Origin of the sequence: Teichococcus aestuarii (assembly GCF_003116135.1) — a bacterium.
GTDB classification, from domain to species: Bacteria; Pseudomonadota; Alphaproteobacteria; order Acetobacterales; family Acetobacteraceae; genus Pseudoroseomonas; species Pseudoroseomonas aestuarii.
Genome location: NZ_PDOA01000014.1, coordinates 63,132 through 74,924 on the forward strand (window position 1 = coordinate 63,132; position 11,793 = coordinate 74,924).

The window sequence follows — 11,793 nt, forward strand, 5'->3', positions numbered from 1 at the left end:
GCGCGATGAGGAATGGCCGCATTGTCGAACGAGATCCCCCGTGCCCCGACGGGTGCCCCCGATTCCTCGCCGCATCGTACCGCCGCGCCCTCGCCGGCACCCGCCGCGGGCATCTCGGCGCCACATCCCCCACCCCCGCGGGACGGGGGGACGGACCCCTCGGAGCGCCGCGCCGCGCGCCGCTTCCTGCTCACGGTCCTGGCGCTGATCCTGGCCGGGGCCGGCGTGCTGGCCGGCGGGCACATGGCTCTCGCCCGGATCGGCCGGCTGCCGGACCCGCCGCTGACCGCCACCTGGTGCATCGACGAGAAGCTCGCCGCGCTGCGCGACGTGGCGCTGGAGGACCGCGTCCTGCTCGCCCTCGGCTCCTCCGCCACCTGGCGCAACCTCGACATGCCGCTGATCGCCAGGCAACTGGGGGATGAGCGCGTCTACAACGCCGCGCCCTGCTATCTGCACATCGACCAGACCGCCTTCCTGGCCGGCTTCCTGCTGGACCGGGCGCCCCAGGTGCGGACGGTGATGGTGGTGCTGGCGCCGCGCGACTTCGAATCCTGCCCCGCCGAGGCCACCGCCTTCTTCGACACCGCCCTGGGCGATGCCTACCTCTCCGGCCTGGTGCCGTCCTGGCTGCCCTATGTCACCGGCTTCCGGCCGCTCTACCTGGTCCGCGCCGCCGCCGGCGCTGTCGATGGCGCGCCGCTCAGCCCCGAGGCGGTGGCGGAGGACGGGCTGGGCTCCAGCATCCTGCGCAACCCGCATTCCTGGCGCCCCGCCCCCGCCTTCGACGAGGCCTGCTACGCTGGCCTGGCCGAGCTGGAGCGAGTGGTGGCGTCGCACGGCGCGCGGCTGGTTCTGGCCACCCTGCCGGTGATGCCGGAATGGCGCGACAGCTTCGACCCCGATGGCCGGCTGATCGAGACCTGGATGCGCCGCATGCGCGAGACGCTGCGCCAGCCCGACACGCTGCTGGTCGATGGCCGCGGGCTGCGCTGGACGGATGAGCACTTCGCCGACCCGGTGCACCTGCGCTATCCGCACCACACCGCCTTCACCGCGCTGATCCTGCGCGCCATGGCCGCTTCTCCCCACCAGGGCGCCCGCGCGCCGCAGGCCGGGAGCTGAGGCACCCATGCTGTTCAACTCGCATGTCTTCGTGCTGGCCTTCCTGCCCATCACCATGCTGGGCTTCTTCCTGCTCGGCCGGCTGCACAGCACCCGGGCGGCGCGGCTCTGGCTCGTTGCCGCCTCGTTGGTGTTCTACGGCTGGTGGAGCTGGCTCTATCTCGGCCTGCTGCTGCTCTCCATGCTGGCCAACTTCACCCTGGGCAACGCCATCCTCTCGGCGCGGGAAGGGGCGCCGGGGCGCGCGCGCGCGCTGGTGGCGGGCGGCGTCGCGGCCAATGTCGCGCTGCTTGGCTGGTACAAATACGCCACCTTCGTGGCCGAGAACGTCACGGCCCTCACCGGCATCGAGTTCGCCGTCGGCGGCGTGGTGCTGCCGCTGGCCATCTCCTTCTACACCTTCCTGCAGATCGCCTATCTGGTCGATTGCGGGCGCGGCCGGGCGGAGCGCTACAGCTTCCTCGACTACGTGCTGTTCGTCTCCTTCTTCCCGCACCTGATCGCCGGGCCGATCGTCCACCACCACGAGCTGATCCCGCAGTTCCAGCAGCGGGAGAATTTCCGCTTCCGCGCGCCGGAGGTAGCGGCGGGGCTGGCCTTCTTCGCCATCGGCCTGATGAAGAAGCTGCTGATCGCCGACCCGGTGGGGGCGCTGGCCACGCCGGTCTTCGCCGGTGCGGCGCTGGAGGGGGCCGCGCCCGGCCTGGTGGAGTCCTGGACCGCCGCCACCGCCTTCTCGGTCGGCCTCTACTACGATTTCTCCGCCTATTCGGACATGGCGGTCGGCCTGGCGCGGATGTTCGGCATCCGCTTCCCCTACAATTTCAACTCCCCCTACAAGGCCGTCTCGATCATCGATTTCTGGCGCCGCTGGCACATGACCCTGTCGCGCTTCCTGCGCGACTACGTCTACATCCCGCTCGGCGGCAACCGCCGCGGCGCCTCCCGCCGGCACATGAACCTGATGGCCACCATGCTGCTCGGCGGGCTGTGGCACGGCGCCGGCTGGACCTTCGTCATCTGGGGCGGGCTGCACGGCTTCTACCTGCTGGTCAACCATGCCTGGAGCGGCGCCGCGGCACGTGCCCGGGCCGAGGGCCGCAGCCTCGGACTCGGCGCCGCCCCGGCCCGGGTGCTGACGCTGCTGGCGGTGGTGGTGGCCTGGGTGTTTTTCGCCGCGCCCAGCCTCGGCTCGGCGCTGGCCGTGCTGGGCGGCATGGCGGGGCTGAACGGCTTCGCCCAGCCGGAGACGGCGCTGCTGCTGGCCACCGCCCTGCGCGGCCCCGGCGCGCTGGCCGGCGCGATCGGCGGCATGGCCACGCTGAGCTGGGCCATCAGCCTCGGCATGCTGGGCCTGGCGCTGCTGATCATCGCCCTCGCGCCGAACTCGCAGCAGATCGTGGACGGCCGCGCCGCCGAGATCGACGAGCCGCGCCGCTGGCCGCGCCTGCACTTCCGCCCGCGCCTGGTCTCCGCCTGCGCCACGGCCGGCGCCTTCCTCCTCGCCCTGGCACTGATGGCGGACGTCAAGGAATTCGTTTACTTCCAGTTCTGAAGGCGCGCGGTCCCGGTTCTGGCCGTCCGCCGGCCAGGGCGGCAACCGGACCGGGATCGAGGCGTGATGAAGGCAGGGCGAGACGGACGGCACGGCGCGGAGGAGCACCCTGCCAGCCCCGCCCCGGCAGGGCCGAGATCCATCGGCCTGCGCAGCCTGCTGGCGATGGCCTTCGGGCTGATCGGGCTGCTGGCGGCCGGCACCACCGCGCTGGTGGCCTCGCAGGGGGTCTACGCCCAGCTCCGCCAGGATGCGGGCGCGGAACTCGCCGCCGCCGCCGAGCGGGTGGCGGACCTGCTGGACCGTGGCCTGTTCGAGCGCATGCGGGATCTCGAGATCGCGGCGGTTTCCGAGACGCTGCGGAACCCGGGGTACGGCCTGCCGGCCCGGCGCGCCCTGTTGCGGCGGCTGCAGGAGACCTACCCCTACTACGCCATCCTGCTGCAGATCGGGCCCGACGGGCAGATCCTGGCGACGGACCGGGGGCTGCTGGAGGGGCTCGACGTCTCGCAGCGCGTCTACTTCCAGCAGGGCCGCCACAGCACCTTCCTGGGCGATGTGCATGAGGCGCAGCTGATGGCGCCCTACATGCAGCGCTCCGACGATGAGCCGCCGCGTGTCCTGGACCTGGCGACTCCGATCCTGGATGAGGCGGGAAGGCTGAAAGGCGTCCTGGCGGCGCATCTCTCGGTCGACTGGGTGGAGGGAATCGAGCGCAGCGTGATCCAGCCGCTGTTGCAGCGGCACCCCGGCGTGCGGGCGCTGGTGCTGGATTCGCAGGGCAGGGTGGTGATCGGCCCCCGCGGCCCCGGGCGGCGGCAGGCGCCGCTGCTGCCGGAGGAGATCCGGCAGCAATTGCAGAAGGGCCCGGGCAGCCACGTCATCGAGCGGAGGGAGGGTGCGCGGCTCGTCGGCTTCGCCCCGCTCGACGGGCATCGCCATGTGGGCAGCCTCGGCTGGTCCGTGCTCGTCATGCACGAGGCCACGGATGCCTTCGCCCCGGCCGAGGCGCTGCGCTGGCGGCTGCTCGCCATCGGCTTCCTGGCGGCGCAGCTTGCGGCGGCGGTGGGCTGGGTGGTGGCGGGGCGCATCGCCCGGCCGCTGGAGCGGCTGTCCCAGGCGGCGCTGCGGCTGCGCGAGCAGCCCGAGGCCGTGCTGCCCGCGCCCGGCCGCCTGTCCGAGGTGGCGGCGCTGCATGGGGCGCTGGGCGCGCTGCACCGCTCGCTGCGCCAGCGCGAGCAGGAGCTGAGCGACAGCGAGGCCCGGATGCGCGCGGTGCTGGAGCAGATGCCAATAGGCGTGGCCCTGGCCGAGCGGCCCTCGGGGCGGGTGATCTTCCAGAATGCCTGCGCCACCGAGATGCTGCGTCATCCCATCGTCGTGGCGGACAGCGTGGCCGACTATGTGCGCCTGGGGGGGCAGTACCCGGACGGGACGCCGCTGCGGGCCGAGGACTACCCTCTGGCGCAGGCGGTGCTGAAGGGCAGGCCGGTGCAGCATGCCAGCCTCTCCTACCGGCGGGGCGACGGTGTCACGATCTGGCTGTCGGTCAATGCCGCGCCGGTGCGGTCCGCCGGGGATGGCGCGGCCCTGGCCGTCTGCACCTTCGAGGACGTCACCGAGATGCGCGCGGCGGCGGAGCGGCAGCGGCTCCTGGCGCAGGAGGTGGACCACCGCGCCCGCAACGCCCTGGCCGTGGTGCAGGCGACGCTGCGCCTGTCGCGGGCGGACACGCTGCCGGGCTTCGTGCAGTCGCTGGAGGGGCGGGTGGCGGCGCTGGCCCGCGCCCAGAGCCGGCTGGCCGCGGCCGCCTGGAAGGGCATCGAGCTGGGCACGCTGCTGGAGGAGGAGATCGGCGCCGCCGCCCGAGGCATCCCGAAGGTGGCCGAGCGGATCGACCTGCTCGGGCCGCGCCTGGTGCTGGCGGCCGAGATCGCCCAGCCCATCTCCCTGATGATCCATGAGCTGACGGCGAATGCCATGCAGCACGGCGCGCTCTCGCAGCCCGGCGGGCGGATCACGGTGGAGTGGCGGGCCGATGCGGCGCAGGGCATGCTGCGCCTGCGCTGGCAGGAGCAGGGCGGCCCCGCCGCCGGGCCGGAGGAGCCCCGCTCCGGCTTCGGCCTGCGGATGATCGAGGCGACGCTGGGCAACCAGCTCAGCGGCCGCTACCAGTTCGAATGGCGGGAGGAGGGGCTGCTGCTCTCCGCCTGGCTGCCGCTGGCCCGCATCGTCTCGCAGGAGAGGGCGGCCTCCGCCTGAGCGGGGGCAGGGCTGCGCAGCGCGGCCCCCAACCCCCATGGCCCTGCGCGCGGGACGGTCCTAGCCTGGGCGCGTGCCCGACGAAACGAAGCTTCCCGAATCGAAAATCCCCGACCCGCGGGTGATGGCCGCCATCGTGGCCAGCGCCCTGTTCATGCAGAACCTCGACGGCACGGTGGTGGCCACCGCCCTGCCGGCCATGGCGCGCTCGCTGGGCGAGCCGCCCGTCACCATGGGGGTGGCCATCACCACCTATCTGGTGGCGCTGACGGTGTTCATCCCGCTCAGCGGCTGGGTGGCGGACCGGTTCGGCGCCAAGCAGGTGTTCATGGCGGCCATCGCCACCTTCACCGTGGCCTCCGCCTTCTGCGGCCTGGCGGACAACCTGGCCGAGATGGTGGCGGCGCGCGCCCTGCAGGGCCTCGGCGGCGCCATGATGGTGCCGGTGGGGCGCCTGCTGCTGCTGCGCCGCATCCGCAAGGAGGAGCTGCTCTCCGTCACCACCTGGCTGACCATGCCGGGGCTGCTGGGGCCGCTGCTGGGGCCGCCGGTGGGAGGGCTGCTCACCGACCTGATCTCCTGGCGCGCCGTGTTCTGGATCAACATCCCCGTCGGCATGCTGGGGCTGCTGCTGGTCTGGCGCATCATTCCGGCCCTGCCGCCGAGCCTGCCGCCGCCGCCCGACCTGCGCGGCCTGACCCTGGTGGGCACGGCGCTCGCCGCGCTGATGGCCGCCTTCGAGACGCTGGGCCGCGGCCTGCTGCCGCCCGGCGTGCCGGAGGTGCTGCTGGCCGCCGGCTTCGGGCTCTCGGCGCTGGCGGTGTGGCACTGCCGGCGCACGCCGAACCCGGCGCTGGATTTCAGCCTGCTCGCCATCCCGAGCTTCCGCGCGCCGCACACGGCGGGGCTGGTGTTCCGCATCGGCGCCGGCGCCGTGCCCTTCCTGGTGCCGCTGACGCTGCAGCTCGGCTTCGGCGCCAGCGCGGCGCAGAGCGGCATGGTGAGCTTCGCCACCGCCCTCGGCGCCTTCGCCATGAAGCCGATGGCGCAGTTCGCGCTGCGCCGCTTCGGCTTCCGCAACGTGATGATTTGGAACGCCGTCTGCGCGGCGCTGACCATCGCCGCCTGCGCCGCCTTCCGCCCCGGCTGGCCGATGGCGGCGGTGTTCGTGGTGCTGCTGCTGGGCGGGCTGTTCCGCAGCCTGCACTTCACCACCCTCAACACCCTGGCCTATGCCGACGTGCCGCAGGAGAAGCTCTCCGCCGCCACCAGCCTCTACAGCACGGCGCAGCAGCTGCCGCTGGCGCTCGGCGTGGTGGTGGCCTCCGCCTCGTTGCAGGTGAGCATGGCCTTCGCTGGGCGCGACGCCGCCGCCATGCCGGACTTCACCGCGGCCTTCCTGGTGGGCGCGCTGCTGACCCTGCTGGCGGCGCCGCTCTCGGTCAGCCTGCCCCGGGACGCGGGGGAGGGGATCGTCAGCGGTCGGAGGCGCTGAGGCGCGCATGCGCCGCTTCGGCAACCAGCGCGGTGGCCAGGCCGAACAGCACATGCATGCCGAGCCGCTGCGCCGCCAGGGCGGGGCCGGCCCGCCGCTCGCCCTCGGTGATGCCGAGGCGCGGCGCGATGCCGGCGATGCCCACCGCGTAGAGCCCGGCCCCGTAGGCGGTGCCGAGCAGGGCCGGGGAGCCGTGCGGAAGCTGCGCGCGCAGGGCGCCGTAGCCGGCGCCGAAGGCCAGCGAGGCCATGCCGTGGCCGGATTGCTCCAGCAGCGTCGTGCCGGCCTCGCCCAGCCGCCGGCGGGTGCCGGCCATGCGGTCCAGCCAGTCCTCGCCGCGCCGGTCCAGCGTATCGTGCAGCAGGCCGGCCTGGCGGCCGCCCTTCATCGCCACGGACGTCGCCACGCCGCCGGCCAGGCCGCCGAGCAGCCCCGCCACCATCCACCGGATCATCCCGCCGCCTTTCCCGCTCCGCGGCCCAGGAGGCGGGCCGCCACGGGGGATGAACGCGCGGCCGGGCGCCGCGGATGCGGCGGCCCTATTCCGCCGGCTGGTGCGCCCCGGCCGGGCCGCGGCTGAAGCGCCGCGCCAGCCCCTCGAAGGCGAGGTAGAGCACCGGCGTCACGAACAGGGTCAGCGCCTGCGAGACGGCGAGGCCGCCCACCACGGCCAGGCCCAGCGGCTGGCGCAGCTCGGCCGCCGCGCCCCAGCCGGCGGCGATCGGCAGCGCGCCCGCCGCCGCCGCCAGCGTCGTCATCATGATCGGGCGGAAGCGGATGATGCTGGCCTCGCGCACGGCGGTCAGCGGGTCCTCGCCGGCGCGCTGCCGGGCCAGCGCCACGTCCACCACCATGATGGCGTTCTTCTTCACCAGCCCGATCAGCAGCAGCACGCCGATCACCGCGATGACGGACAGCTCCAGCCCGAACCACCACAGCGTGGCCAGCGCCCCCAGCGCCGCCGGCGGCAGGCCGGAGAGGATGGTGAGCGGGTGCACCAGCGACTCGTAGAGCACGCCCAGCACCAGGTACATGATGAGCACGGCGGCCAGCAGCAGCATGCCCTGGCCCGCCAGCGCCTGCTGGAAGATCTGCGCCGTGCCGGCATAGCCGGTGACGATGGTGGGCGGCAGGCCAAGCTCCCGCTCCACCTGGGCGATGGCCTGGGTGGCCTGGCCCAGCGCCACCCCCGGCGGCGTGTTGAAGCCGATGGTGACGGCGGGCAGCTGCCCCTGGTGCGCCACGGTGAGCGGACCCACGCGCCGCTCGATGCGGGCGATGCCGGCCAGCGGCACCAGCCGCCCGCTGCTGCTGCGGAGGTAGATCTTGGAGAGGCCGCTCTCGTCCTGCTGGTCGCGCGGCAGCGCCTCCAGGATGACCGAGTAGCTGTCCGACGCGCCGAAGATGGTGCTGATCTGCCGCGCGCCATAGGCCGAGTAGAGCGCCTGCCGCACCTGGTCCACCGTGACGCCGAGCGCCGCGGCGCGGTCCCGGTCCACATTCACCGAGAGGATGGGGGCGGCCATCTGCAGGTCGGTGTTCACGTCCTGCAGCTCGGGCAGGCGGCGCAGCGCGGTGGCCATGCGCTCGGACCAGTCGTACAGCTCCTCCGAGCGCAGCCCCTGCAGCGTGTACTGGTAGAGGGTGCGGGAGGAGCGGGCGCCGAAGTTCAGGTTCTGGATCGGGTTGAAGTAGACCCGCATGCCGGGGATGCCGCCCGTCTGCCGGCGCAGCTCCTGGATCAGCGCGCCGATCGGCGCCCGCTCGGCGCGTGGCTTGAGCTGCACGAACATGCGCCCCTGGTTCAGCGCCTGGCTGTTGCCGCCGATGCCGACGATCGAGTTCACCCGCTCCACCGAGGGATGGGCGCGGATGATCTCGGCCACGCGCTCCTGCCGGGTCGCCATGTCGTCGAAGGAGGCATCCTGCGGCCCCTCGGTGCCGACGCTGAGCAGGCCGGTATCCTCCACAGGGAAGAAGCCCTTGGGGATGCTCACCGCCAGCCAGACGGACAGCCCGATCGAGGCCAGGAAGGTCAGCCAGACCAGCGGGCGGAAGCGCAGCGACTTGTCCAGCATCCAGCCATAGCCGCGCTCCACCGCCTGGAAGCCGCGCTCCAGCGCGGCGTCGAAGCGGCTGGGCTTGCCATGGGCGGGCAGGCGGCTGGCCATCAGCGGCGTGAGCGTGAGGGAGACCACGCAGGAGACGATGACGGCGAGCGACACCGTGGCGGCGAAGGCGTTGAACACTCGCCCCACCACGCCGCCCATCAGCAGGATCGGGATGAACACCGCGATCAGCGAGAGGGTGATGGAGATGATGGTGAAGCCGATCTCCTTCGCGCCGCGGATGGCGGCGGCGAAGGGCTTCATCCCCTCCTCCATGTGCCGGACGATGGCCTCCAGCATGACGATGGCGTCGTCCACCACCAGCCCCACGGCGAGCGTCAGGCCGAGCAGGGTGATGTTGTCGATGCCGTAGCCCAGCGCGTACATCAGCCCGAAGGTGCCGGCGAGCGAGATCGGCACCGCGATGCCCGGGATCAGCGTGGCGCTGACCTTGCGCAGGAACAGGAAGATGACCAGCACCACCAGCCCGATGGCGATCATCAGGTGGTGCTGCACGTCGTGCACCGCGTCGCGGATCGAGACGGAGCGGTCCAGCATCACGGTGATCTCGGCGCCCGGCGGCAGTGCGGCCTGGAGGGCGGGCAGCGCCGCCTTCACGCCATCGACCACCTCCACCGTGTTGGCGTCCGGCTGGCGCTGCACGGCCAGCGTCAGGCCGCGCGTGCCGTTCATCCAGGCGGCGATGCGGTTGTTCTCCACCCCATCGACCACGGTGGCGACATCCTGCACGCGGATCGGCGCGTTGGGCCGGCCGCCGATGATGAGGCGGCCGAATTCCTGCGCGTCCTGCAACTGGTCGTTGGCGCGGAGCGTGAGCTGCTGGCGCGGGCCGTTCAGCGTGCCGACGGGGGTGTTGGAGTTGGCCGCCGCGATGGCGCGCTGCGCCTCGTCGAAGCCGAGGCCGAGCGCCGCCACCCGGTCCGGGTCGAGCTGCACCCGCACGGCGTATTTCTGCTCGCCATAGGTGATGACCTGCGCGACGCCCGGGATGCGGGAGAGGGCGGGGGAGATCAGCACCGCCGCCACCTCGTTCAGTCGGTAGAGCGGCACGTCGCCGCCGCGCAGGTTCAGCAGCACCACCGGCGCGTCGGCCGGGTTGGATTTGCGGAAGCTGGGCGGCGTCGTCATCTCCGCCGGCAGGCGCCGCTGGGCGCGGGAGAGGGCGGACTGCACGTCGAGCGCCGCCGCGTCGATGTCGCGGCCGAGCACGAATTGCAGCGTGATCTGGGTGGTGCCCTGGCCGCTGGTGGAGGACATCTGGTCGATGCCGGCGATGGTGGAGAATTCGCGCTCCAGCGGCAGCGCCACCGAGTTGGCCATCGTCTCCGGGCTGGCGCCGGGCAGGCTGGCGCTGACCGAGATGACGGGGAAATCGACCCGTGGCACGGCCGCCACGGGCAGCTGAAGATAGGCCACGATGCCGGCGATGATCGCCGCCACGGCCAGCAGCCCGGTCATCACCGGGCGGCGGATGCAAAGCTCGGAGAGGTGCATCGCGGCGGCGCCTTCAGCTCTGCGGGGGGCGGGGCGGGGTGGCGCGGCCGGGGCGCTCGGCCACGCGGGCGCCGTCGGAGAGGAGCTGCGTGCCCTCGATCACCACCTTGTCGCCGGCGGCGATCTCGGCCTCCAGCACGGCGCGGCCGCCCACCACGCGGCGCATCGTCACGGCGCGGCGGCGGGCGCGGCTCTCGGCATCCACCACATAGACGTAGCGGCTGCCCTCGCTGCCGGTCTGCACGGCCTGCACGGGCACGCTCAGCGCGTCCGGCTCCACCCGCGGCACCAGCACCACGTTGACGTACTGCCCCGGCCACAGCGCGTTGTCGGGGTTGGGGAAGCGGGCCTTGAGCTGCACCGTGCCGGAGGTGGTGTCCACCTGGCTGTCGACGAAGACGAGGCTGCCGCGCACCGGCGGGTGGCGGTCCCCCGGCGGGTGGGCGGTGACGGGCGGCTCGCCCTGGCGCATCGCCTCCTTGATCTCGGGCAGCCAGCGCTCCGGCACGGAGAACTGCACCTGGATCGGGTCGGTCTGGGTGATGGTGGCGAGCGGCGTGCTCTCGCCCGCGCGCACCAGATTGCCCTCGGTGATGGGCAGGGCGCCGAGGCGGCCATCCAGCTCGGCGCGGATGGTGGCGTAGTCCAGCGTCAGCCGGGTCTGTGAGATCAGCGCCTCGCCGGCCTTCACATTGGCCTCCGCCGCGGCGGCGTCGGCCTGCGCCTGCTCGTAGCGCTGGGCGGCGGCGAAGCCCTCGCCGCGCAACGCGGTGTAGCGCGTGGCGTCCGAGCGGGCGCGCAGCGCCAGCGCCTTGTCGCGCGCCAGCTGCGCCTCCTGCTGGGCGAGCAGCGCCTGGGCCATGCGGGAATCGAGGGTGAACAGCACCTGACCCCGCTCGACGCGCTGGCCTTCCTGCACGTGCAGCTTCTGGATCTGCCCGTCCACCCGGCTGCGGACGGAGACCGTGGCCTCGGCCACCACATTGCCGTTGGCGGTGATCTCCAGCGGCACAGGGCCGCGCTCGGCGGCGCTGACCACGACGGGAATGGCGGGAGGCCCTGCCGGCGCCTGGGCATGGAGCGGCGCGGGCATGGCGAGAATTGCCAGCCCGGCGCTGAACGCGCCCGCCAGCAGGGGGAAAAGCGAACGCGGTGACTGCATGGACCGGGACGGTAGGGCCGTTGCGCACCGCCGCAAAGCATCCGTTACACGGCGCAACAAAAATTTGCATCCAGACGACGAAACCCGCCAGGCCAGGGGCCGGGCGGGTTGTCGCCGTTCAGGAAGGCGGCGGATGCGCGGGGCATGCCGCCTTGAAACCGGTCCCTGGCCAGCCCGTCCTCCCGAGGGGAGGGACGCCCGCCAGGGCAGGGGGCTCAGAAGCCCTCGCGCTCCAGCCGCTTGCGCTCGACCTTGCGGGCGCGGCGGACAGCCTCGGCGGCCTCGCGGGCGCGGCGCTCGGAGGGCTTCTCGTAGTGGCGGCGCAGCTTCATCTCGCGGAAGACGCCTTCGCGCTGCAGCTTCTTCTTGAGGGCCTTGAGGGCCTGATCGATATTGTTGTCCCGAACGACGACCTGCACGCTGTGCGGTATCCTCTATGAGCAGGCCTGGTCAGCTCTCTGGGCAAACCAGGTTGTGTGAAAACGAAAAGCACGAAGCGACGGGCCAACCGCGCCCGTGCCTTCCTGCAAGGTCCGCGGCGTTTAGCACGGGCCGCGCGCAGATTGAAAGC

At 72.8% G+C, this 11,793-nt stretch carries 8 protein-coding genes; 4 read left to right on the forward strand and 4 right to left on the reverse strand.

Annotated elements, in window-relative coordinates:
• Positions 1 to 21: 21 nt before the first annotated feature.
• The 4 genes from CR165_RS17825 (at position 22) to CR165_RS17840 (ending at position 6,437) form a co-directional block, all read left to right on the forward strand.
• Positions 22 to 1,125: a hypothetical protein gene (locus tag CR165_RS17825; RefSeq protein ID WP_109518292.1), complete on the forward strand. Its 1,104-nt coding sequence runs from the start codon at positions 22 to 24 to the stop codon at positions 1,123 to 1,125.
• A gap of 7 nt (positions 1,126 to 1,132) precedes the next feature.
• On the forward strand, positions 1,133 to 2,680 hold the full coding sequence (locus CR165_RS17830; protein ID WP_109518293.1) for an MBOAT family O-acyltransferase: 1,548 nt from the start codon (positions 1,133 to 1,135) through the stop codon (positions 2,678 to 2,680).
• Between the two features lie 66 nt (positions 2,681 to 2,746).
• Positions 2,747 to 4,942: an HWE histidine kinase domain-containing protein gene (locus tag CR165_RS17835; RefSeq protein ID WP_109518294.1), complete on the forward strand. Its 2,196-nt coding sequence runs from the start codon at positions 2,747 to 2,749 to the stop codon at positions 4,940 to 4,942.
• 73 nt (positions 4,943 to 5,015) lie between these two features.
• The gene (locus CR165_RS17840) at positions 5,016 to 6,437 is read left to right on the forward strand and encodes an MFS transporter (protein WP_245906555.1); all 1,422 of its coding nucleotides are present in this window, start codon (positions 5,016 to 5,018) and stop codon (positions 6,435 to 6,437) included.
• Here CR165_RS17840 and CR165_RS17845 read toward each other — a convergent pair.
• The 4 genes from CR165_RS17845 to rpsU all read right to left on the reverse strand — a co-directional run bounded on the left by CR165_RS17845 (position 6,418) and on the right by rpsU (position 11,641).
• Positions 6,418 to 6,891 carry a hypothetical protein gene (locus tag CR165_RS17845; RefSeq protein WP_219929781.1) on the reverse strand — a complete coding sequence of 158 codons (474 nt, stop codon included), beginning with the start codon at positions 6,889 to 6,891 and terminating at the stop codon, positions 6,418 to 6,420. The two genes, CR165_RS17840 and CR165_RS17845, sit on opposite strands and share 20 nt — an antisense overlap.
• An 85-nt stretch (positions 6,892 to 6,976) precedes the next feature.
• Positions 6,977 to 10,060: an efflux RND transporter permease subunit gene (locus tag CR165_RS17850; protein ID WP_109518296.1), complete on the reverse strand. Its 3,084-nt coding sequence runs from the start codon at positions 10,058 to 10,060 to the stop codon at positions 6,977 to 6,979.
• A gap of 13 nt (positions 10,061 to 10,073) precedes the next feature.
• Positions 10,074 to 11,153 (reverse strand): efflux RND transporter periplasmic adaptor subunit, encoded by a 1,080-nt coding sequence (locus CR165_RS17855; RefSeq protein ID WP_245906557.1) that lies wholly within the window; start codon positions 11,151 to 11,153, stop codon positions 10,074 to 10,076.
• A 284-nt stretch (positions 11,154 to 11,437) separates the two neighbouring features.
• On the reverse strand, positions 11,438 to 11,641 hold the full coding sequence (gene rpsU, locus CR165_RS17860; protein ID WP_007006360.1) for a 30S ribosomal protein S21: 204 nt from the start codon (positions 11,639 to 11,641) through the stop codon (positions 11,438 to 11,440).
• Positions 11,642 to 11,793: the final 152 nt, after the last annotated feature.

Bases quoted from the DNA above. Each gene is read 5' to 3' on its own strand.
- CR165_RS17830 (WP_109518293.1), top strand. From the start codon at position 1,133: ATGCTGTTCAACTCGCATGTCTTCGTGCTGGCCTTCCTGCCCATCACC.
- CR165_RS17835 (WP_109518294.1), top strand. From the start codon at position 2,747: ATGAAGGCAGGGCGAGACGGACGGCACGGCGCGGAGGAGCACCCTGCC.
- CR165_RS17845 (WP_219929781.1), bottom strand. From the start codon at position 6,891: ATGATCCGGTGGATGGTGGCGGGGCTGCTCGGCGGCCTGGCCGGCGGC.
- CR165_RS17850 (WP_109518296.1), bottom strand. From the start codon at position 10,060: ATGCACCTCTCCGAGCTTTGCATCCGCCGCCCGGTGATGACCGGGCTG.
- CR165_RS17855 (WP_245906557.1), bottom strand. From the start codon at position 11,153: ATGCCCGCGCCGCTCCATGCCCAGGCGCCGGCAGGGCCTCCCGCCATT.